This window comes from Candidatus Saccharibacteria bacterium oral taxon 955 (assembly GCA_010202265.1).
GTDB lineage: Bacteria > Patescibacteriota > Saccharimonadia > Saccharimonadales > Saccharimonadaceae > Saccharimonas.
This window is the reverse complement of the sequence record CP047918.1, coordinates 83,738-105,004: the sequence shown is the minus strand read 5'-3', so window position 1 is coordinate 105,004 and position 21,267 is coordinate 83,738. Positions and strand designations below refer to the sequence as shown.

The following is a 21,267-nucleotide window of genomic DNA, read 5'->3' as shown; positions in this document are numbered from 1 at the left end:
GCTATGCGCTCCCTCCGACGCGTACTATCATATCAAAATCATTGACACTACAGTAATTAAAGTCAGACATTGCCGTACCGTTTGGCTTACACTGAACGTATCCGCCAGATGAGTCAAGCTGAGTTGTGTTTTTACCACTCGTACCAATCGTCATTTTTATCGAGTATAGACCATATTCTCCTGAATGAGCGACCGGACTAAAACTAACTGAATACGGAGCAACCTCCCTCCCCCCGACGGATAGTAGCTCAGTTGCTGTCATACTGCCCGGAATAACATTTGGGTATCGAAGAGTTGCGGCATCTTTTGCACACATTGTCGCCCCAGGGTCAACTACACGAGCCAGCCGTACAGGAGTTGCAGAACTTCCGGAACCAAATGTTATAACTGTATTAGCTGGCGCGGCCTCGCTATTAAGAAGGTCTGCCGTATTCCAAACGTATGAGACCGAGCCGAGACAAACTCGCCCACTCGTAGCAGAGCCTGCTCCTACAGTTATCTGCTGAGATATGATCGCTGCATCCGTTGCAAGCATATCTCGGCGCATCATATCCTCAATGTCACGCCAAGATTGATTCATCGCCTTGAGTGTTGAGCCCTTTACATACATATTCCCTGCTGTTAGTGTCAGCGTAATTATCGCAATGAGAAGTATCGCCAAAAATGCCAGCGCTATACTGAGCTCAATAATTGTAAAGCCTTGAGAACATTTATTTTTCATACAACCTCACAATCGTGCCCATTGTCATAGGCCTATCCATACCAACCGCACCCCAGCACGCGTGAATATAAAAATCATATGCTGTTATACCATTGGCCCCCTCCTCAGACTTAACCGCCTGCACCCACACCGCGTCGGACTTGGCGTTCGCATAATCAATCCGTGCATACGTGGTCGGGCTCCTAAATACCGTACTGTCTATACTACGCCTGGTAAAGGTTGTTGTGGTGGGGTCAGCACCAGGCGTTGGCTGAATAAAAAAGCCCTTGGATAGTTTTGAATCGGTTGGCACTGTCGGACACTCTCCCCCAAGATCCAAGCTCGCCGGTGATGTCGTCAGATTAGCTGGGTTAATTACCGACGCCCACGCCGTATTCTGTGTGTCGTGTACATACCGTAACATCTCAGCCTGCGTATCAATCTGTTGCCGTACGAGAGTAGACTCAAGATTGCGCTGAGTAATTGCAACGCCACTAGAAAGAATACTCATCGCTCCAACTGCCGCAAGAGTAAAAATTGCAAATGCCAACATCATTTCGATTATCGTGTCACCCCTCTGAGCACACCTCATTACACGCACTCCCCCGATCCTAGCATGCGAACCGCTGACGCATTTGCAGCACCTTTTTCAATCAGAATACCCATAGGACTGATACCCATGTTGATAATCCCTGCTGGATCTATACATAGCTTCAGATCTGCCTCGACCATACTATTTACATTAATAACCGCCTGAGTATTCGACGTATAGTAGGTGTGTACCCGACCAGATATTGGCGAACGAGCAATAAGCATAGTCAGCGCAAACGTGTTGACGTCCCCAGTTGGTGTTTTCAACTTAACATCAGACTCACCAGCTAAATCATAGGATGACACCTGATCACCCATTACTATACTAGCATCAGCAAAAACCTGTTTTGCAGGCTTTTGGTCTTCGTTAGGAAACTGGATAGGATCAGCAACATCGCGTCGCGCAATTGCTGGAAAACTATTAATCCTCTGGTGCTTAGCTCCGCTCAGATCGGTGTAGACCTCCGCCCTGAGAACTCGTCCAAGTATAAAGCAGTTACTAGTTGCTCGTCCGCTTCCGTTATCATCAAGCTTAACACCCCCGCTTGAACACGTATTGGTACTACTACGGTCGTTCTGTATAGCAGAAGTTAGTGAGTACTGCCCCTGAAAGTAGTCATGCACTTGATCGACCGCTGTATGATATTGCTCGTTGCGTAGCGCGGTTCCAATATTAACAAGTACGACAGCGACGACGAGACCGGTTATCGCTAACACAAGCATCGTCTCAATAATAGTAAACCCACGCCAGGTACCGTTCATATCTATCTGTGATTATAGCATAAGCCGTATCAGAGAAGTACTGCTTGTGTGAAAAAACCAGTTAATTACACCGCTACCCCACATCATCACTATAAATGTGGCCGCTATCAAGAATGGACCAAACGGAACGCGTGCATGACGACCTATTCGCTTTGCTGCCATAAGTGGTATCATCATGCAGCAGCCCAATACATTGGCTAGAAAGAGCGTAAGAAATGCCAACTCCCACTTGCCCAGAAAGAGTGCCAGCCCGAATCCAAGGATGCCGTCTCCAACCCCCACCCATCCAAATAGTGAGAATAACAAATATAGCCCTGAAAGCAATAAAAGCCCCCCTCCAGCAGACATAATGTTTATACCATGCTGTAAGCTAGCAATACAAAAGAACACAGCTCCAACGACAATCAGACTTATATTAAGCGAAAATGGCAGAAGCGACCACTTCGCGTCATAGATCAATAGAATAGTCATGAATACAAGCGCTATCAACCAGATCGAGAATAATCCAACATCAGCAACCGTCAAAAACTTATATGGCCAGTAGAAAAATGACAAGACAAATGCAGCCGCCAACCCAACCTCAGCCAAAAGCTCAGCTACACCTATAGGCTTTCGACAGTATCGACATTTTCCGCCCACCAAAATCCAACCCAAGATTGGCAAAAGATCGTACCAGGTAAGCTGGTGGTGACAATACAGACACTCTGAACGATCTCGGGAGACGGGTCGCAACAAGCCTTTTAGACGTTGATACTCTGACTCGTCTACAACCTCCCCATCTCTACGATCCACCTCCAGCTGACGAGCTCGTAACCGCCACACCTGAGCACAAGCAAAACTCCCAAAAAGAGATCCAAGTACCACAAGAACGATTGCGATAATTATACTCATCTATTTATGATATCAACCACAAGCATAAAAGAAAACCTCCACACTATTAGCGTGGAGGCTTTATAGAGTTAGTGACAAGTTTTTTAGCTTGCTTGACAGAAGAATGCCTGACCATTCTCCATCTGAACAACTGCCGCTGACTGGCGACTATTCGATTGTGGACCGAACGCTGTACTATCGGCGTTACAGCCATTCTTGGTGCTGAGAATAATAGTACTTGTAGTTGCGCCACCCGTCTGACCTGCACCGATTGCAGTATCCGTAATATCAACATCTGTCGTTGCGAGCTGGATCTTACCGTTAACGACGTTTGCATCTAGATACTTGGAGAACGCCTCTTCATCAGACGCCTTTGGACTCTGACCACGATGATTACTTTGCCATGTTGTTACAGCAGAAACGACTTTCTGCAGCTCTTGCTTGCGAGCCGCGTCACGCTGATTGCGCTGAAGGGCTGGGAGCGCAATAAAGACCATCAGGAATATCAGCGCTGCGATAGCAAGCACGAGAACAACCTCAATGATCGTAAACCCTTTTTGCTTAAGTTCCTGTTTGCTCATTATTGAAATTCCACCTTCCTTACATTTAGAGCTAACTACTTCTGTTTCATCATACCGCACATGCTTGCCGTATGTCCAGTGATTTTAGCGAATACCACCCACCAAGCTATATATAGGAAACAGGATTGCTCCCACCATACCGCCAGCGAATACCGCAAGAACCACCATCAGGACCGGTTCTATCGCCGTCGATATCGCCTTGATCTCCTCGTCAAGCTCATCTTCATACACTTGGGCCGTTTTGCCCATCATTTCGTCGATCTTACCCGACTGCTCGCCAATTTTAATCATCTGCGGCACCATCGGTAGAATATAGTCCTCAGGCTTAAGCGCAACCGAAAGAGCTTTCCCTCCTTTGACTTTTTCGGCCGCCCGATCAATACTCTTGCTGATTATGGTATTATTAACGCTCTCGCTACTAATTCTCATCATATCTAGCATCGCCACACCAGTAGAAAGTAGAGTTTGACCAGTGCGTGTAAATCGTGCCATATAGAGCTTACGAAACATACCATTAAACAGTGGTATATTTAGCTTTACCGTATCCTTTAGTTTGATCCCCGGCTCTGTCTTAAGATACTGACGGAGGAAATAACCACCAATTCCGAGACCAATGATCACGGCCCACCAGTAGCTTATCAAAAAACCAGCGACGCTAATCATCACCTGCGTCAGCATAGGTAATGTTTTGTGCATATCCTTATACAGCTTATCAACCTGCGGAACAACAGCGATAAGCATAAAAATCATCACTCCTACGATAACAAGAAGAACTATCATTGGGTAAACCATCGCTCCGCGAATCTTGCTCATCATCGCAGCGTCCTTCTCTTTCTGTGCAGCAACACGCTTGAGAGCCTCGTCTAGTGTCCCAGACGTCTCTCCGGCTGCAACAAGCGCTAAGACGACCTTGTCGAAGACATCAGGGTGCTTGCCAAAAGAATCAGAAAGAGTATGTCCGCCCTCTACCTCAGCAATAATCTCCTCAACCACTTGTTGCATCTTCTTGTTTGCTGTCTGCTCCAGAACTGTATGAAGACTCTGAGCCAACGGCAACCCTGCCCCAATCAACGTCGCCATCTGACGCAAGAACACAACCTTATCTTTGGTGGTAATTCGATTCGTGAGACGATTAAAGAAAGAGGCGTCTTCGTTAATTTCCCTAATATCCAGAGGCATCAGACCCTGTTCAATTAACACCTTTGCCGCCGATGATTCGCTATCGGCCTGCACCATTGATTTGACTGTCTCGTTGCTTGATTTATCTCGCGCTTCGTACGTAAACTTCTTCATACACCTATCCTCGCATCAATCGCTCAAACTCGGTCAAATCTACAGCAAACTCACGTGCGTTGTCATAGGTAATTGTTCCACTCTGTACGAGACTTACAAGTGTACGATCCATCGTCTGCATACCCTGATCAGCGCCTGTCTGAATAATCGCGTCAAGTTGGTGACTCTTCCCCTCACGGATCACATTTCTAACCGCAGGGTTAGCTATTAGGATTTCTGCCGCCACCACACGACCACCGCCAATAGCCGGCACAAGTCGCTGACTACAGATTGCCATCAAAATGTTAGCAAGCTGAGCACGGATCTGTGGCTGTTGATGCGGCGGAAATACGTCGATCATGCGGTCGATACTTTGCGCGGCAGAGTTAGTATGAAGCGTTGCAAACACGAGGTGTCCCGTCTCGGCAATCGTAATTGCTGCGCTGATCGTTTCAAGGTCACGCATCTCTCCGATCAGGACGACGTCAGGGTCTTGACGAAGGCTCGATCGAAGTGCTGCCGAAAAACTATAGGTATCATAATGCACCTCACGCTGAACTACCACTGATTTTTTTGATTTATGAGTAAACTCAATTGGATCCTCAATCGTAATTATATGTTGTGATTTTTCGGTATTAATCTTGTCCACGAGAGCGGCCAATGTTGTTGATTTACCGCTACCAGTCGGTCCGGTCACAAGAACTAAGCCACGTGGAAATTCAGCAAACGTCATCACAACAGGTGGCATACCCAATTCTGTCACCGACTTAATTTCATTTGGTATCAGGCGGAGTGCCGCCGCAAGATTACCTCGCTCGTGAAAAGCATTAACACGAAACCGGCCCAACGTTCCAAATGCAAAGCTAAAGTCAAACTCCTTGTCCTTTAGCAAGATCTGTTGTTGATCTTGGTCAAGAATAGCAAATATAAGCGTCTCAACCTGCTGTTCATCGAGCGGGTTGAACCCAACAACAGGCGTCAGCGTGCCATCGACACGGAGCATAGGCGGCAACCCAACCTGAATATGCAGGTCAGACGCACGCTTCTTGACGACTTCTTCTAGTAATACTTCGATTCTGAGCTGTTGTGGTTCCATGCCTTCCCCTTTTTCTTATGCCGTATCCGACGTTACGCGGTTAACCTCTTCGAGTGTAGTAATACCCTGAAGCGCTTTGAGATACCCATCCTGGCGCATCGTGATCATTCCCTGCTCGATCGCCTTGCGCTGAATCTCAGCACTAGTAGCGTGCGCAACGATCAAGGATTGGATCTCTTCGGTTACGTCCATGACCTCATAGAGTCCAGCGCGACCACTATATCCACGAGGCGTTGATGGAGTATCGTGACCCTTGACTAAAGTATAAGCGGTTTGCCCAGCAAGTGGCAAGTCCTTGTACCCCAGATCCGCCGAGACTTTTGCCACCTCTTCCTTAGTTTTTGGCAATAGATGACCGACTGTATCGAGAATGCTCTTTGTCTCAAGAGGCGTAGACCAGTACGTGTCACGCCTTGGTGCAACACGCCGAACCAACCTCTGGCCAATTATTGTATTTACTGTGCTAGCTATCAAAAACGGCTCTATCTCCATATCAAGTAGACGAGGTAACACTCCTGCTGCAGAGTTAGTGTGGAGCGTGCTGAACACTAGATGTCCAGTCAGAGCCGCCTGAACACCAAGGTTTGCCGTCTCTGCATCACGCATCTCCCCCACCATCACCACATCTGGGTCTTGACGAAGAATTGAGCGAAGTCCAGTGGCAAAAGTTAATCCAACCTCTGCGTTCACCTGGATCTGATTTACTCCATCCATCTTATATTCTACTGGATCTTCTAGGGTAACAATATTAACCGTATCGTCCTTTATCTCCTTGATGAGCGCATACAGACTAGTTGACTTACCGCTACCAGTTGGTCCGCTAGTCAAAATCATACCATTTGGCCTCTGGATACCCTTACGAATCGTCCGTAACGCCCTACCCGCATAACCCATTTGCTCAAGATCAAAAGTGTTGCCACTCTTATCCAAGAGGCGGATCACAACCTGCTCACCCCATACAACAGGACTAACCGCGACACGGAGATCAACCTCTTTTGCACTAACCTTAACGGCGAATTGCCCGTCCTGCGGAACACGGTGCTCGTCGATCTTGAGATTCGAGAGGATTTTAATACGGCTCACCAGCGCAGGCTCAATACTCTTTGGCAGCTGCATCACTTCACGAAGTACACCATCAATACGACAGCGTATCTTGAGTGCTTTTTCAAGCGGCTCAATATGGATATCGCTTGCACGCGACTTAACCGCATATTCGAGAATCGTGCTCAACGCCCGACTAATCGGCGAATCCTGAACGATCGTCTTGATATCGCTACTTTCAGATTTAATATCTTCTTGGGAAGCCTTTGCTGCAACATCGACGCTCGAAAGATCGGTCTTGTACTGATCGAGGACGTGTCGTACACCCGCCTCAGATGCCATAAACACCTTGAGCGGTCGCTGGATACGATTTGCTAGGTAATCAACCGCTTGGACATTGTTGGCATCGATCATCGCCACCGCAAGACGATTCTGCACCTCGGCGAGAGGCACCGCCATAAAACGCTCTGCTATATCAGACGGCAACAATGAGAGAATAGACTGATCAACGATTGTATTAGTAAGGTTGACATACGGAACACCAGACACCTGTGCGATACCATGCGTCAGCAGCTCATTATCGATTGTACCATCGTTAGTTAGTGTGGTGAGGAGTGGCGTTCCTTCCTTTTTTGAGAGTTCTGTAGCCTGCTTGATGGCATCAGCACTGACCAAACCCTCCTCTTGGAGGAGGGCGATGAGCTTTTGCTGAATACCATCGGTCATTAATGCCACAAGAGCACTCTCCTACTGGGCCGCCTGACCGCCACCAACTACCGTTTGAACCGTCGGGTTTATCGCATCACTTCGAAACACCGTCTTATCAGGCTCGTCAACTTTTGAATCGATCGGCTCTGCCGTCTTCACCTGCTGACCCTTTTCAGGCGGCTTGAGAAAGCTCAATTGGTTTGCGATAGCAAACGACAGCATAACTGACACACTAGCAATAAGGACGATCATTGCGATATCACTCTTTTTCATTATCGACCCCCTTTCTGAGCTGGAACTGTTTTTTGTCCCAGACTGACTTCTTTTGCAGGCTGATAGTATGCGTGACCCTTGATCGTTGCAAGGTATCGATCATCACCTCGCTCAATTACAACACTGTCGATATCAATCACACGTATAGACTTTTCAAAACGAACTAACATCTCCTTTATGGTGTTAGCTTTACTAGCTGACACCTGAAGATCAAAATTGATCTTACCACGATCCTTCGTGTCGGCATTATCCTCTGACTTTTCACCCTCAGGATCAACAGTCAATGACTCAACCGACAGGCCATCAATACCACTGAGCAAGCTTTGTTGCAGTGATGCGCCAAGTGCAAGCGGGTTTCTGTCGGCAGGAAGTGCGTCCAGTACAACCTGAAGAGCGTTCTCATCGCTATTTGCCTTTATGGAATTGAGAGAGGCGTTCGTCTCGAGCACTCCAACATTAGAAGTTAGCTCTTTAGCAACTTTATTATTTTTAGCAAGCGTATCGGCTGTCTTTGTCATCTCACCGACAACACGGCCCTTAAACTCTATCTGCCTAGCAAGAAATATTGCCACAACCGCACAGACCCCAACAACAGCAGACATCGCTGCAATCCAAATGAACATTGCTCGGCTTGAGTCGGAGATTGCCTTACGCTTAGGGCTCAAGATCTGTGACGGCATTACTTATCCTCCTTTTGCGATGTTGCTGGTGCACTAAACAGCGTATCAGGAACCCTAGATTTAGAGTCAGTCACATCAATTTTCGCATCTGGTGTTTTAATTTGTACATCTGACATCGTATTGTCGAACAGCCCCTCTGGATAGTTAAATACTATCGTGAAGCGAACCACTCGCTGTCCATCTGCGTCAAGTCCGTAGCTTGTATCCTGCAAAGTAACCTTGTCTGTAAGTGCCTGCTCTGACGGAGATACCCCCGTCTGCTGAGTCGGTCGTGATATTACCTTTGTATTAAGGATTGTTTTCCGTAGCACCTCAGTAGCTGTATAGCCTCCAGCCGTGGACCCCTCAAGCGTCAGACGGTGCTCAGCCGGATCGAGAGTTACCTTTGATAACTTTACGCTATTTGGTGCTGGTGGATTTATAGCTGCAATCGCGTCAAGCAACCTTGAGTTGATTGATTTCTTGTCATTAACTCCTGAAATTTGCTTTAGCTGATTCTGAATAGTCAGAGCAGCGTTGATATCTTTTGTCGCCGCTAGCTGCTTATACTCCCTATCGATACGCCCAGACGTTGCTGCTTCGTATACGGCCTGAGAGCCAAGAATAATCGCAAGCGCGAGCACGATACCGCCTGCCGCCATACCGGTAATAATAGAGCACGATATTGTGATATTGCGCATACGCTGTGCGCGAATCATCTCCTGCTTTACATCAGGAACAAGATTAATCTGAATCATTATTCCACACTCCTTTTTGCAAGACCAATTACGGTCGCAAACTCAGTGGCTACTGGACTAAGCTGCTTCCTATCGTTTTCAGACATCTGAATACTCTGCCATGGATCAGCTACGTGGACTGGCTTGCTGACTTTACCAGCTAGATAACTGTCAAATTGCGGTATCGTAGCAGCAAACCCCGCCAAAAATACACCGTCAATCGAGACACTTGGGTAGCGCGTCTCAAAGAACTTAATCGATTTTGTAATCTCGGCAGCAAAACTATCAAGTGTCGTCTCTAATGCACGCAGAACCTGCCCTTCTAGGCGATCTGAGGCTAAACCAAACTTTAGGATAAACTGACGCGCCTGATCTTCCTGAACGTTGAGGTTCGAAACCGTAGCCTTGACTAGCGAGTTGATTCCCGTTGGGATTGTACGGATAAGACGTGGCGAGTCTCCGTAGACGATCGCTATATCCGTTGACGACTCACCCATATCAAGTTGCAGTACAGCGCCGGCCATACCAGGAGACGTAAGTGCGCGCACCATTGCGATGGGATCTGGCTCTGCGGCAATAACATTAAACCCAAGCGCCTCAACTAACTCAAGCCTTTCCTCGCTGTATGTCCTAGAGACACTCGAGAGTAGCACCTCCTGCTGATTTTGGGCCCGTAGAGAACCTCCAAGCAATGCCCAATCTACCTTAGCGTCTTCGATCGACATAGGGATGTACTGTTCGATCTGGTACTTCATGGTTGCCCTCAGCTCAGCATCCGACGCCATAGGAACGTCAATAATCGTGGTGAAAGTCTTGCTTGACGGAAGACCAATTACTACGTTTTTTGACTTAATACCACTCTGACCAACAGCAGTCATGATCACTTCACCGACCTTACGTCGTGCCTCTTCGGAGTCGCTACTCGTAAGTTTACTATCTATAGGGGCATAGCCGTAGTGGTCGAGTGCCCACCCATTACCAGCTTTTTTGAGCTGCACGACACGGATCGCGTTCGTCCCGATGTCCAGTGCAAAGAAGTCGCCCATCCCTTTGAATATATTCATACTGCTTACCAGTATACATAAGCGCTATCAATATACGCAAGTGTTTTATAGCTAATAGCGTGGAGGAAGCTCTGTTATATACGCCGTTTGCCAAGCACCCCGTTTACGCACCAATTGATTTGCCCAAACATAACTCGAAGGGCGAAGCGTCATCCTCTCTGCCGCATCTTTACTCGTCGAATTATAGTACGTTCGATTCAGACGTAAGCGTGACGCCATTACCGGTCCGTTGGTCTTTAGCTGCTTGTTACACTGACTGACCGTGAGCGGAGGCGCGATATTACATGTCGCCAACTCCCCTCGAGCGATCATCCATGCGTCAACTCGCTGAACTGGCTCTGAGACTGTTATATTATTAGCGACTATTACCAGCTGAGGGATTTCGTTATCACCCTGGAGCGGATCTTGACTATAGACCATGTCTTTATCAATAGTTACGTTACCTGTAGTGTAAATTACTGTCGACCGCCTATAACTACCAATATCATGCTGTGGTGTATTGAGACGATTTCCTCCTATGCATGTATACGAGCCGAGTGCAGAGAGTGTAACATTTTGCGCACCCAAATTACACTGTTCAATAATATTTTTATTTGCTGGAGATGTAAAAAACTCCGCAGCTTTCGGTATCTTACCTACCGAACCAAAACACCCAAAACTCGGAGCACATGTCGGGGCAGTTGAGAAACTATTTGCAAAGGTTAGTCCGCTCCACGTTGACTGTGCAGCAGATGAGCCGTTAATAGCACCCGCAGCCGAAGAAAAACTATCGACTGCGCCAGGAGCAATTACACCATACTCACCCGTTGAGCCGCCAGCCGTTGACACCGATCCAACAATCTTCGACCGCGCATCGGCAGTATTAAAGAACCCGGAACCTACACGAGCATCATTCCCGATAACGTGCACCAACGGTATACGCTCGACACGCACGCAGTCCACTGAGCTGTGCTTCCATGTTGGATTTGCCGTTGAGCCTTTTTCGACAGACGTTACATAGCATACACGGGTACCCGCTGGGACATCTGGAGCGATCGTATTTGAAAGCACTTCAAGAGGAGTTGAACCAATATTAAATTGTGTTGAGCCGCTCTTAATAGTCGTACACGACCCAGGTTTTTCGCCAGTAATTTGTGTACACGGCTCGTCTGGAGACCCACCCATCGAGTAATTAGTTCCTGGCGCGACGTCAAAACGAGTTACGCGCCAATTAATTGAATCATCTGTTGCCGTAGGTCCAGCATTTTGCACCGAAGGCGTAACTGTAATTGCACTGCCAGACCCTTCTGGTACCGCATTCGGCGTAACAGCAATCCTCGGTGTCAGTGTAAAATTCTGTTTTAGAACAATCTTGATCTTTAGGTCGACTGAGTTAGTTGCGCATCGATTGATGTTTAGGTTACTTTTTGCCGCAGTTACGTCAGGGACTGTCCAGTCACACTTCTTCGTGGCCGCCCATTCATTGGCGCTATGATACCCAGAATAGCTCTTATAGTACATGCGTACTACGATCTGCCCTGATCGTGTAATTGGACCATCTGGGACATATCTGATCCTAGATGGTGTCGAGAGCCAATAGCGTGTTGAATCCTGACGAAGTGAAAATAAGTGTGAGCCAATGCCCCCTTCTATTCTTCCGCCATAAGTCGTCTGGCTCCTATCGATATCCAGGCCAACAATATACCGCCTAACAAACGTCTTTGACGGGTACATACAGCCTGACCCTAACCTATTTGGCCTACGGTCATTTGCATCACTGGCTGAACTTACCCAGCGCGACGAGTCATTAACTAGCCGAGAGCCAGTGATACTCGACGAACACCCTAGGTCACTAGCCACCAATGGCCCACAAAGAAACGTAACATTGTTAATCTGTAGAGGAATCTGAGAAGTACCATAGTCTACTGTCAGCGGAGTTGAGGCGTTGCCATAGCCGTCTCGTGAAAGCCACATACTTATAACATAGCTAGCCGCCCTGTTGATTTGAGTACGCAAGTTGTTTTCTCCGCGACCACGAAATGTTGCGTTTGGATAATTAGAAAGATGGCTACGACACCCCTGATCCCAGTTAACTGCTGTCTGAACACCATTTTCCAATGCACCCTCTACCTGAGCCGTAGAGAGTGCAGATATTGTTGCCGGTACAACGACAGCAGATGTGGCGCTAAGTGCGACAACTATTACAAACCTTCTAAATATAGAGTGCGTCATGGAGCTTCCTTGTCAACATCATCTAGGTCGTAACCGGTTGATTTAACACTGGTCTGAGATGATTGCTGCAACCTGACCGTCTCGCGAAGATCAGAAACATTTAGGGCCGGCGGTTTAAACAAGAGGCTGTACCTGCCACCTGCCGTCTGAAGTGCCTGGATACGATTTACTGCCCCTGCCGCTAAATCCAACTGCCCTGTCGCAATATAATATCGTGCGAGGATATACATACAGTTCTGGTCGTTCTCATGGCCTGATTTACCTTTAATTTCTGTCGATACCGCCCGCAGTACGTCGGCATTATACGGCTCGATCGCCGAGGAGGCTAGCTTTATTTGATCATTAGAGCAAACCGTAGCGAGTTGAATCTTTTCCGGCGTACTAGGCTCTTTAGTCTCGCTGCTCGACATTGGTTGGCGAAAAAATAAATACCAGACAAGACCCGCAACTACCACAAGCACCACAATCAGTGCTGATAATATTATGCCAACTCGTTTCTTTTTCATGTCTATAATTAGCATAAGCGACAATCCATCGATTGTAAAGTAACAGCTCCACTCTAGCGCGGTAGTGTCCTTCTCTGTTAAAATACTACAATGAGTTTAAGTATCGGAATCGTCGGCCTGCCAAATGTCGGCAAATCAACCCTATTCAACGCCCTGACACACAATGATATCCTTGCCGCTAACTATCCATTTGCGACTATCGAACCAAATACTGGCATTGTACCGGTTCCAGACGAACGATTATCGGTACTAGCAAAAATGTTCAATAGCGAAAAAATCACCTCCGCGACCGTTACTTTTGTGGATATCGCAGGCCTTGTTGCTGGTGCAAGCCAGGGCGAAGGCTTGGGTAATAAGTTTCTCGCGAACATTCGTCAATGTGATGCAATTATTCATATCGTTCGTGCATTTGAAAGTGATGATATCGTTCATGTAGAAAATAATATAGATCCAAAACGCGATATAGAAATTATAAACACCGAGCTTATTCTAGCCGACCTCCAGACGATCGAAACACGTCTAGCCAAACTTCAAAAAGAAGCAAAAGCTAACCCAAAAGCCAAGTTAGCACTTGAAAGCTTGTCTGAACTAAAGCAAGATCTAGAATCAGGCACCCCTGTAAATTTGAGTAAAAAAGTTGTTCAGGAGCATATATCAGACCTCCACCTCTTGACCGCAAAACCAGTCATCTATGTATTCAACGTAAATGAAGAAACTCTCGTAAACGAAGAGCGTAAACGAGAACTAAAAGCACTTGCTAGCGAATCTCACGCTCTCTTTATTTGTGCACAGCTCGAAGACGAACTAAAGGGATTAAATCCAAGCGACGCGATGGAGCTATTAGAAAGCTACGATATAGACGAGCCTGGACTGACTCAGATGATCCACGCTGCCTACGATATTCTGGGGCTCCAGAGCTACCTGACCGCTGGACAAAAAGAAGTTCGCGCCTGGACTATTCGCAAGGGCGCCACTGCCCCGCAGGCTGCTGGAGTTATACACACAGACTTTGAGAGAGGGTTTATCGCCGCGCAGGTCGTTGATTATTATGATCTGGTCACTGCAGGTTCAGAGTCAGCCGCAAAAGCTGCCGGTAAAGTCCGCACAGAGGGAAAAGATTACGTCATGCAACCAAACGACGTTGTAGAGTTCCGATTTAACGTCAGCAAGTAAGCTAATCTTTATTGTACAAATGAAAAGCCCCGGCTTGCTGGATATAGCCGGGGCAAAACTATGATGAGCCAGATCAGAACACTATCCAGCTTATCTGACTCATCTCTTATTGGTTGGGTTTACGGCACTACGACCATAAACCCAACCTTTGTGCCTAGTTGCCTGTTTTTGGCAACCCAGGCCTAGCCGAGTTCAGACTCGGCGTTACGGTCGGCGTCGGGGACGGCGTCGGATCTGGCGTCGGTGTCGGCTCCGGGGTTGGAGTCGGCGTCGGGGACGGCGTCGGATCTGGCGTCGGTGTCGGCTCCGGGGTTGGAGTCGGCGTCGGATCTGGCGTCGGTGTCGGCTCCGGGGTTGGAGTCGGCGTCGGGGACGGCGTCGGATCTGGCGTCGGTGTCGGCTCCGGGGTTGGAGTCGGCGTCGGATCTGGCGTCGGTGTCGGCTCCGGGGTTGGAGTCGGCGTCGGGGACGGCGGCAAGGGCGGACCGCAGTCGAGCAGTTCGCTCGACGTCATCGGCCGCGTTCCGATCTCCTCGGTGTACCGGGTATTTGCCCGGTCAAGAACCCAGCTTGAGCCGTTCCAGACGTAGGGCGTTTCTGCCCTCGTCCTCGTCCTCGTGACGAGTTGGACTTCACAGTCCCAACTTACGTCGTACCAATCGCTGTATTCCACCTCAGCCGGAGGCTGGGGTGAGATTGGCGGCGGCGTCGTTGGGGTTGCCGTCTTGCTTGCCGTAGGCGTCGCCGTCGCCCTCTTCGTGGGAGGGCATGACGGCTTAGCCTCTCTTGCGGAAACCTTGTCCTTAGACTCGGTCTCAGTCTTAGGCTTAGCAGGCTCCTTCACAGGAGCCTTAGCCTCGGCCTTCGCAGACTCCTTCACAGAGGTCTTAGCTTCGGACTTCACGGACTCCTTGACAGGAGTCTTGGACTCCCTTTCGGGGGCCTTGTCCTTGGTCTCGGCCTTAGCCTCAGCCTTCGCGGCCTCCTTGACAGGAGCCTTGTCTTTGGACTCGGCCTTAGCTTCAGACTTCGCTTCCTTCGCGGGAGCCTTAGCTTCGGCAGTTGCCGAAGTCGAACTCGGGGATTCCTCGGCTCCTGCGGGGACAACCCCAGCAGGAGAATGAAGAATGCGACAAAAGCCGCAATTACACCTCGCTTTGTCATTTCTCTCCTAAGAGATAAGTCGAGTTGTTAATAGCACTCGATCGAGTGCTATTACAACTCGAGAGCGTTCAACCGACCAGGATTGGTCGGCATCGTTATAATGATAACATACTTAGCGAAAACTTGCAAGTCCTAATCTATAAAATCGCTCCCGATTACCACTCGCCCCAGCAACCGCGCTATCAGCTTTATCAGTGATCACAAAATACTTCTTCGACCAAACTTCAAAATCACGAATAATCTGCCGCCTCACTGTGTCATTTTTGACCACACCGCTACTACCAAGCTGACCTCGACGAGCCTCAAACTGCGGCTTCACCATCGCTACAACTATGGTATGTCTATCAATAATTGTGGCAATGTGTGGCAAAATATCACGCAAACTAATAAACGATACGTCTATCACGACAATGTCTGGCGTATCTTTGGGGGTAAATTGTCTAATATCGGTCTTTTCGTATAGTTCAATCCGCTTATCGTTCCTGAGAGCTGGGTGTAGCTGATCGGTGCCTACATCAACTGCATACACTCTCTTGGCGCCGTGTTGTAATGCATAATCAGTAAAACCGCCCGTACTCGACCCCGCATCCAGGACGATTTTATCTGTAAAATCAAGCTTCAACAAGCGTGCGACACTAGCCAGCTTCAGTCCCGCTCGACTAACATATCGCTCGGGCGCATCAAGTACAATAGCCGCACCGTCAGAGACAAACGCTCCCGCCTTGCTAATCACGACACCGTTCACCCTTACTCGACCAAGCCGAATCCAGCTCTCGGCCTCGCTTCGTGTCCGCACCAGTCCACGCTCCGCCATCAACTTATCGAGACGTTGTTTCATATACCGATTATAACAGAGGTGGAATACTTCTAATAACAAAACATGGAAGCCAGAATTACTTCGGCCCCCAGGTTTCTTTGGATCGCGCCCTAGACACAACTACTTTTTACGTTCGCGATACGCTCCAGTTGCCGTGTCGACAGAGATAATATCACCAACCTCTATAAAAGCTGGTACTTTTACAACCTTGCCAGTCTCGAGAGTGGCGTCCTTTAGAACACTACTCGTTGTATCACCTTTTACCACATTCTCGGTATATGTTACCTCTAGGTATAAATTTTTTGGTAGCTCGACATTGATCACCTTGTCGTCAAACATTTGAAGCGCTAGCATGTCGCCTTCTTTTAGATAATCTGCCGCCTCATCGACGACATCCGCCGATAACTCAAACTGCTCAAAGCTCGTTGGATCCATAAAGAAGTAGGTCGATCCATCGTTATATAGGTACTGAACCTCTCGATTACTGACCTGCGCCACCTCAATCTTATCCTGACCCTTAAAGGTTTTCGGGATCACACTACCATTGATCAAGTTTTTGAGCTTGACGTTAACGATACTACCGCCACGACCCATGACTTTTTGGTTGTAGTCAATTACTCGATACGGCGCACCCTCTAGCTGGCAAATTACTCCTTTTTTGAGATCAGTTGGCTGATACATAGACTACCCCTGTGAGACAAACGGCATCAGTGCTAGGTGACGAGCGCGCTTAATGGCCACAGCAAGCTGTCGCTGTTGCTTTGCTGACAGACCAGTCTTTGCAATTGGCTCAATCTGTCCATAGCTATTTATGTAACGCTGAAGTGCTTTGACATCCTTATAATCAAAGTATGCTGGTGTATCTTTCCTAAATTTTCGCATATTATTCTCCTAAAATGGTATTTCTGATAAATCTATTGGCTTGTCATCAATATCCTCAATGACAACATCTTTGGTCTTATTTGCTGAGCTATCAGATGATGTTAGCGCACTGTAGTTACTGCCATCGCCACCACGTCCGCCACCTACAAAGTTGAAGTCTTCTACCACAACCTCTACAGCCTGGCGTTTGTTGCCGTCTTTGTCCTCGTAGCTACGCTGGTCCAGACGTCCGCTGACCAGAAGTGGCGAACCCTTACCAACATACTGAGCGATAATTTCGCCTGGCTTTCCCCAGGCCACACAGTTTATAAAACTCGTCTGGTCTTGCTGCGCGCCACTCTGATCACGCCAACTACGCGTAACTGCGAGACTAAAGTTTGCTACCGTCTGACCACTTTGAGTGGTGCGCATCTCGACATCTCGCGTTAAGTTACCCATCAGGATAACCTTGTTAAAACCCTTTGCCATATCCTTTTATTCGTCTGAGATTAATGTAGATACCCTTCTCTCAGACGCTCCTTTCTACCCCTTTAGTCGTCGTTAGCTCTTAGTCTTCTGACGTTTCATCGTCAGCGTCCGCGCTCTCGTCCGCCCGCTTCTTTGCATCAGCCAAGAGTGCACGACCCTTTTCATCTACCTTGACAAGCAGGTAGCGAATTACGTCGTCGGTGATATTTAGCATATTACTAATCTTGAGGGGCGCTTCAGCTGGTAACTTTACGTCCATCGCAACATAAACAGCGAAATCCTCACCTTTTATACGATAAGCGAGGCGCTTCTTGCCCCAATTATCCTCCGAGACGATCTCGCCGCCGTTGTCTTTGACTAGTTTACGTACTTTATCTAGTGGCGTCTCTAGATCTGCCTCTAGATCAGGATGAATAAGAACGGTTAGCTCATATTCCTTCATATAGAAACCTCCTTTGGAATCCGTATGGATGATTATGTTATTTCACATAATCTTAGGTTGATAACAGATATAATTATACGCTATTTAACTCGAGATGTCTAGTGTACAATGGAGGATATGCTAGTTGCTATCCAAGGCCAATCCGGCTCATTTCACGAACAAGTTGCCAAGCAATGGTATGGTACTTCGGTAGATATACTTCCCTGTACAACATTTAGCGATGTATTTGACGCCTACTCTTGCGGTGACGCCGATGCTATTGTCGCTGCAGTCGAAAACACGATCTACGGCAGTATCAACGAAGTCTACCAGCTAATTGAGGAATGTGATGCTCCCATTGTCGGCGAGGTAAAACTCACCGTCGACCAAATGCTTATCGCACAACCAGGAGCGAAACTATCTGACATAAAAGAGGTATACTCCCACCCTGTAGCCCTATCTCAGTGTCGGGCGTGGCTAAAAAAGCACCTACCCCAAGCCGAATTAATTGAATTTTTTGATACAGCCGGGGCTGTTGAGTTTATAAAAAATGAGGGCAACAAGCATATGTCGGCAATCGCAGGTGAGCAAGCCTCGAAACTTTATGACACGCAGATTCTGGCACGAAAAATCCAAGACGGCCAAGACAATATTACTCGATTTCTAATACTTGAACCACGAGCTACCGACCAGGACGCCTCACGAGCCTCGCTTGTCGTAACAACAAGCCACAAACCGGGTGCTCTAGTCGAGGTACTCCAGATATTTGCAGATGCGGGCGTTAATCTTGCAAAATTACAATCCCAACCAATCGTTGGTCAGCCATGGCGATACAAGTTCTTTATAGTTGTTGACTGCGCTGGAAAACCGCTCTACAGTCTCATCAAACAAATCGAAGAGAGCGACCACCAAGTCACTCTCTTAGGCGAATATCGCTCCTGCTAATCATCTGCACCTACAGATGACTCCCCATCGAGATCGTCCATACTGTGAATCAACACCTCTCGTGGGCGAGCGCCATCTGCTGGACCGATGATCCCCTGCTCCTCCATCTCCTCGACAATTCGAGCCGCCCGAGCGTATCCGACACGCAGCTTACGCTGAAGCAGACTAGTCGACGCCTTGCGACTCTCGAGCACCACCCTAACTGCGTCTTTGAACATATCATCGCCACCCTCGTGGTCAAAATTCATTACAACCCCGCCCTTACCGTTCAATTGAACTGGCTGGCTAACAATCTCGTCATTATAGTGTGGCGCAGACTGTATACGGAGATGATCGGTAATTTTGTTGACCTCACTGTCCATAACCCATGCACCCTGAATACGCTTTGGTTTCGGCATAGCTGCCGTTTTCATGAGCATATCACCTTGACCGAGCAATTTTTCCGCACCCGCCTGGTCGAGAATTGTCCTCGAGTCGACCTGTGAAGCCACCGTAAAGGCTATGCGCGCCGGAATATTTGCCTTAATCAAACCAGTAATAACATCAACCGACGGGCGCTGGGTCGCAAGCACCAGGTGAATACCCACCGCGCGCGCTTTCTGCGCAATACGCACAACCAAGGCCTCAACATCACGGGCAGCGACCATCATCAGATCAGATAGCTCATCGATAACAATTACGATGTACGGCATATGCCCCTCATCAACCTGCTGGATATTGCCGTCTTCATCCTCGACACCGACTGTCTTGTTCTTGACCTTTTCGTTGTAACTCTTGATATCGCGTACCTTTTCTTCAGCGAGCAAGCTATAACGACGCTCCATCTCATTGACCGCCCATTTCAGCGCACTGATAGTTTTTTCAGGCTCGACAATCACAGGCGTCAACAGGTGCGGAATATCCTGATACGGCGCCATCTCAACCTGCTTTGGGTCAACAAGGATAAGCTTCATGTCGCTTGGCGCATTGCGGTACAACAAACTACAGAGTAAGGTGTTGATCATCACCGACTTACCAGAGCCAGTCTGACCAGCTATCAATAGGTGTGGCATCTTGTTGAGCTCACCGACTACCGGTAGACCCGAAATGTCCTTACCTACTGCGAAAGACAACGGCTCATCAGCCTTACGCCACTCTGGTGAGTCTAGGATACCTCGAATACGTACATCAGCCGCTTTTTTATTTGGCACCTCTATACCAACTGCTTTTTGACCCGGAATTGGCGCTTCCATACGAAGCGAACTAGCCGCCAAGTTAAGTGCAATATTTGTCTCGAGAGCAGTTATACGACTCAGCTTGATACCGGCTGGCGGTTTAAGCGTATATTGTGTCACTTTTGGGCCAATATTCGCCCCCTCCATCTCCACATCAATACTAAACTCACGCAACGTATCCTGGATAATATGTGCGTTCTGCTGAATATCACCCGCGTCAGCTGGCGACTGCTTCTTCTCAAGTAGTTCAACGTTTGGAAACTTCCAGTTTGGATCGCTAACCGCTAACATTGCAGCCTTCTCCTCAGCGTCTTTATCTGGCTTAACGCTATTTTTGAGACTAGCAAGACGAGCTTTTTTGCGATCTTCAGGACTCAACGTAGGCACACCAGCATTAAGTTTAAAATCACTCATCGGCTTATCTGCTGTAGAAGCCTTACGCATCACCGTTACATTTGCCTCATCTTCAGATTTTTCACCACGACCAACCGCACGCTTTACCATCGACCCTACATCATCAAACGAAAGACGCAGCACGAACAGTAATGTAATCACAATTAGTAGCACATAGATAAACACACCAACTGGTACATTCACAAGGCCCGTCATGACGCCATTTAGCGCGTCTCCAATCACACCCCCTGTTGAATCTTTGTGTTCCTGACGAAATAGACCAAACAACCCACTAAACCAAATTATCAACAAAAGCGAAGCAAATTTCATGATGGCTGGTAGCTTGTTATTTTCTACCTTAAACACCTGGACGGCAACATAAATACTAATGACGGGTAGTACGTAAGTAGCCAAACCGATCACATCTAGCGACGCATCGCGCACCCAATTGAGAAATTGACCGCCACCACCAAACCAAGACACAATAAGCAGAATCGAAAATGCGATTAAAGTAATAGCTGCAACCTGCGACCAAAAGCCATTTGGCAATTCATGCTGCGGTACAGGCTGTTGTTTGCGAGAGTTTTTTCGGGAACGGGTAGTTTTCTTTTTTGCCATAATCTTATGTCTTATTGTACGCTGTTTTGTATCTGTTTAACAGGTTATGCTTTAATTATAGCACAAATTACAACAATACGCAATATTGCTTATGTCCGCTA

Annotated in this window: 22 protein-coding genes and 1 pseudogene; 2 read left to right on the top strand and 21 right to left on the bottom strand. The window is 47.9% G+C overall.

What is annotated here, in order from left to right; translation table 11 throughout:
* Position 1: 1 nt before the first annotated feature.
* The 14 genes from GWK75_00535 to GWK75_00470 all read right to left on the bottom strand — a co-directional run bounded on the left by GWK75_00535 (position 2) and on the right by GWK75_00470 (position 13,071).
* Positions 2–721, bottom strand: coding sequence for a hypothetical protein (locus tag GWK75_00535; GenBank protein ID QHU90963.1), 720 nt, complete (start codon positions 719–721; stop codon positions 2–4).
* The gene (locus tag GWK75_00530; protein QHU90962.1) at positions 711–1,292 is read right to left on the bottom strand and encodes a hypothetical protein; all 582 of its coding nucleotides are present in this window, start codon (positions 1,290–1,292) and stop codon (positions 711–713) included. The genes GWK75_00535 and GWK75_00530 overlap by 11 nt, the downstream gene beginning before the upstream one ends.
* Entirely contained in the window at positions 1,292–2,053 is a 762-nt protein-coding gene (locus GWK75_00525; GenBank protein ID QHU90961.1) for a hypothetical protein, read from the bottom strand. Before GWK75_00525 ends, GWK75_00530 begins: the two co-directional genes overlap by 1 nt.
* Positions 2,054–2,065: 12 nt before the next feature.
* On the bottom strand, positions 2,066–2,944 hold the full coding sequence (locus GWK75_00520) for a hypothetical protein (protein ID QHU90960.1): 879 nt from the start codon (positions 2,942–2,944) through the stop codon (positions 2,066–2,068).
* Between the two features lie 83 nt (positions 2,945–3,027).
* On the bottom strand, positions 3,028–3,504 hold the full coding sequence (locus GWK75_00515) for a prepilin-type N-terminal cleavage/methylation domain-containing protein (GenBank protein ID QHU90959.1): 477 nt from the start codon (positions 3,502–3,504) through the stop codon (positions 3,028–3,030).
* An 84-nt stretch (positions 3,505–3,588) separates the two neighbouring features.
* Entirely contained in the window at positions 3,589–4,797 is a 1,209-nt protein-coding gene (locus GWK75_00510; GenBank protein ID QHU90958.1) for a type II secretion system F family protein, read from the bottom strand.
* 4 nt (positions 4,798–4,801) lie between these two features.
* Positions 4,802–5,872, bottom strand: coding sequence for a PilT/PilU family type 4a pilus ATPase (locus tag GWK75_00505; GenBank protein ID QHU90957.1), 1,071 nt, complete (start codon positions 5,870–5,872; stop codon positions 4,802–4,804).
* A 15-nt stretch (positions 5,873–5,887) separates the two neighbouring features.
* A complete protein-coding gene (locus GWK75_00500; protein QHU90956.1) occupies positions 5,888–7,648 on the bottom strand; it encodes a type II/IV secretion system protein in 1,761 nt (586 codons plus the stop codon).
* Positions 7,649–7,660: 12 nt separating this feature from the next.
* The gene (locus GWK75_00495) at positions 7,661–7,894 is read right to left on the bottom strand and encodes a hypothetical protein (GenBank protein QHU90955.1); all 234 of its coding nucleotides are present in this window, start codon (positions 7,892–7,894) and stop codon (positions 7,661–7,663) included.
* Positions 7,894–8,574, bottom strand: coding sequence for a hypothetical protein (locus tag GWK75_00490; GenBank protein QHU90954.1), 681 nt, complete (start codon positions 8,572–8,574; stop codon positions 7,894–7,896). The genes GWK75_00495 and GWK75_00490 overlap by 1 nt, the downstream gene beginning before the upstream one ends.
* On the bottom strand, positions 8,574–9,311 hold the full coding sequence (locus GWK75_00485; GenBank protein QHU90953.1) for a hypothetical protein: 738 nt from the start codon (positions 9,309–9,311) through the stop codon (positions 8,574–8,576). Before GWK75_00485 ends, GWK75_00490 begins: the two co-directional genes overlap by 1 nt.
* Positions 9,311–10,354: a type IV pilus assembly protein PilM gene (pilM, locus tag GWK75_00480; protein ID QHU90952.1), complete on the bottom strand. Its 1,044-nt coding sequence runs from the start codon at positions 10,352–10,354 to the stop codon at positions 9,311–9,313. Before pilM ends, GWK75_00485 begins: the two co-directional genes overlap by 1 nt.
* Positions 10,355–10,405: 51 nt before the next feature.
* The gene (locus tag GWK75_00475) at positions 10,406–12,565 is read right to left on the bottom strand and encodes a hypothetical protein (protein ID QHU90951.1); all 2,160 of its coding nucleotides are present in this window, start codon (positions 12,563–12,565) and stop codon (positions 10,406–10,408) included.
* On the bottom strand, positions 12,562–13,071 hold the full coding sequence (locus GWK75_00470) for a hypothetical protein (GenBank protein ID QHU90950.1): 510 nt from the start codon (positions 13,069–13,071) through the stop codon (positions 12,562–12,564). The genes GWK75_00475 and GWK75_00470 overlap by 4 nt, the downstream gene beginning before the upstream one ends.
* Before the next feature lie 90 nt (positions 13,072–13,161).
* Here GWK75_00470 and ychF point away from each other — a divergent pair, with 90 nt between their 5' ends.
* Positions 13,162–14,244, top strand: coding sequence for a redox-regulated ATPase YchF (gene ychF, locus GWK75_00465; protein QHU90949.1), 1,083 nt, complete (start codon positions 13,162–13,164; stop codon positions 14,242–14,244).
* 154 nt (positions 14,245–14,398) lie between these two features.
* Here the strand turns inward: ychF and GWK75_00460 are convergent.
* From GWK75_00460 to rpsF, 6 genes and pseudogenes are all read right to left on the bottom strand, one after another.
* Positions 14,399–14,716 (bottom strand): annotated as a pseudogene (locus GWK75_00460) (type VI secretion system tip protein VgrG).
* Between the two features lie 804 nt (positions 14,717–15,520).
* Positions 15,521–16,246, bottom strand: a complete 726-nt coding sequence (locus tag GWK75_00455) for a TlyA family rRNA (cytidine-2'-O)-methyltransferase (GenBank protein ID QHU90948.1) — start codon at positions 16,244–16,246, stop codon at positions 15,521–15,523.
* Positions 16,247–16,345: 99 nt separating this feature from the next.
* Positions 16,346–16,906: an elongation factor P gene (gene efp, locus GWK75_00450; protein QHU90947.1), complete on the bottom strand. Its 561-nt coding sequence runs from the start codon at positions 16,904–16,906 to the stop codon at positions 16,346–16,348.
* 3 nt (positions 16,907–16,909) lie between these two features.
* Complete coding sequence (gene rpsR / locus GWK75_00445) at positions 16,910–17,107, bottom strand: 30S ribosomal protein S18 (GenBank protein QHU90946.1); 198 nt, start codon at positions 17,105–17,107, stop codon at positions 16,910–16,912.
* Positions 17,108–17,116: 9 nt separating this feature from the next.
* Positions 17,117–17,575 carry a single-stranded DNA-binding protein gene (gene ssb / locus GWK75_00440; GenBank protein ID QHU90945.1) on the bottom strand — a complete coding sequence of 153 codons (459 nt, stop codon included), beginning with the start codon at positions 17,573–17,575 and terminating at the stop codon, positions 17,117–17,119.
* A 79-nt stretch (positions 17,576–17,654) separates the two neighbouring features.
* The gene (gene rpsF, locus GWK75_00435) at positions 17,655–18,017 is read right to left on the bottom strand and encodes a 30S ribosomal protein S6 (GenBank protein ID QHU90944.1); all 363 of its coding nucleotides are present in this window, start codon (positions 18,015–18,017) and stop codon (positions 17,655–17,657) included.
* A 117-nt stretch (positions 18,018–18,134) separates the two neighbouring features.
* On the opposite strand from rpsF, the gene GWK75_00430 reads away from it, so the two are divergent.
* Positions 18,135–18,941 carry an ACT domain-containing protein gene (locus GWK75_00430; GenBank protein QHU90943.1) on the top strand — a complete coding sequence of 269 codons (807 nt, stop codon included), beginning with the start codon at positions 18,135–18,137 and terminating at the stop codon, positions 18,939–18,941.
* Here the strand turns inward: GWK75_00430 and GWK75_00425 are convergent.
* Entirely contained in the window at positions 18,938–21,166 is a 2,229-nt protein-coding gene (locus GWK75_00425; GenBank protein ID QHU90942.1) for a DUF87 domain-containing protein, read from the bottom strand. The genes GWK75_00430 and GWK75_00425 overlap by 4 nt on opposite strands.
* Positions 21,167–21,267 lie beyond the last annotated feature (101 nt).

What these genes read in the sequence shown, in the direction of transcription:
- GWK75_00495 (QHU90955.1), bottom strand. Translation starts at nt 7,894, where the DNA reads ATGAAAAAGAGTGATATCGCAATGATCGTCCTTATTGCTAGTGTGTCA.
- GWK75_00425 (QHU90942.1), bottom strand. Translation starts at nt 21,166, where the DNA reads ATGGCAAAAAAGAAAACTACCCGTTCCCGAAAAAACTCTCGCAAACAA.
- pilM (QHU90952.1), bottom strand. Translation starts at nt 10,354, where the DNA reads ATGAATATATTCAAAGGGATGGGCGACTTCTTTGCACTGGACATCGGG.
- rpsF (QHU90944.1), bottom strand. Translation starts at nt 18,017, where the DNA reads ATGAAGGAATATGAGCTAACCGTTCTTATTCATCCTGATCTAGAGGCA.
- GWK75_00510 (QHU90958.1), bottom strand. Translation starts at nt 4,797, where the DNA reads ATGAAGAAGTTTACGTACGAAGCGCGAGATAAATCAAGCAACGAGACA.
- GWK75_00520 (QHU90960.1), bottom strand. Translation starts at nt 2,944, where the DNA reads ATGAGTATAATTATCGCAATCGTTCTTGTGGTACTTGGATCTCTTTTT.
- GWK75_00505 (QHU90957.1), bottom strand. Translation starts at nt 5,872, where the DNA reads ATGGAACCACAACAGCTCAGAATCGAAGTATTACTAGAAGAAGTCGTC.
- ssb (QHU90945.1), bottom strand. Translation starts at nt 17,575, where the DNA reads ATGGCAAAGGGTTTTAACAAGGTTATCCTGATGGGTAACTTAACGCGA.
- efp (QHU90947.1), bottom strand. Translation starts at nt 16,906, where the DNA reads ATGTATCAGCCAACTGATCTCAAAAAAGGAGTAATTTGCCAGCTAGAG.
- GWK75_00535 (QHU90963.1), bottom strand. Translation starts at nt 721, where the DNA reads ATGAAAAATAAATGTTCTCAAGGCTTTACAATTATTGAGCTCAGTATA.
- GWK75_00530 (QHU90962.1), bottom strand. Translation starts at nt 1,292, where the DNA reads ATGAGGTGTGCTCAGAGGGGTGACACGATAATCGAAATGATGTTGGCA.
- GWK75_00470 (QHU90950.1), bottom strand. Translation starts at nt 13,071, where the DNA reads ATGAAAAAGAAACGAGTTGGCATAATATTATCAGCACTGATTGTGGTG.
- GWK75_00525 (QHU90961.1), bottom strand. Translation starts at nt 2,053, where the DNA reads ATGAACGGTACCTGGCGTGGGTTTACTATTATTGAGACGATGCTTGTG.
- GWK75_00430 (QHU90943.1), top strand. Translation starts at nt 18,135, where the DNA reads ATGCTAGTTGCTATCCAAGGCCAATCCGGCTCATTTCACGAACAAGTT.
- ychF (QHU90949.1), top strand. Translation starts at nt 13,162, where the DNA reads ATGAGTTTAAGTATCGGAATCGTCGGCCTGCCAAATGTCGGCAAATCA.
- rpsR (QHU90946.1), bottom strand. Translation starts at nt 17,107, where the DNA reads ATGCGAAAATTTAGGAAAGATACACCAGCATACTTTGATTATAAGGAT.
- GWK75_00515 (QHU90959.1), bottom strand. Translation starts at nt 3,504, where the DNA reads ATGAGCAAACAGGAACTTAAGCAAAAAGGGTTTACGATCATTGAGGTT.
- GWK75_00485 (QHU90953.1), bottom strand. Translation starts at nt 9,311, where the DNA reads ATGATTCAGATTAATCTTGTTCCTGATGTAAAGCAGGAGATGATTCGC.
- GWK75_00455 (QHU90948.1), bottom strand. Translation starts at nt 16,246, where the DNA reads ATGAAACAACGTCTCGATAAGTTGATGGCGGAGCGTGGACTGGTGCGG.
- GWK75_00475 (QHU90951.1), bottom strand. Translation starts at nt 12,565, where the DNA reads ATGACGCACTCTATATTTAGAAGGTTTGTAATAGTTGTCGCACTTAGC.
- GWK75_00490 (QHU90954.1), bottom strand. Translation starts at nt 8,574, where the DNA reads ATGCCGTCACAGATCTTGAGCCCTAAGCGTAAGGCAATCTCCGACTCA.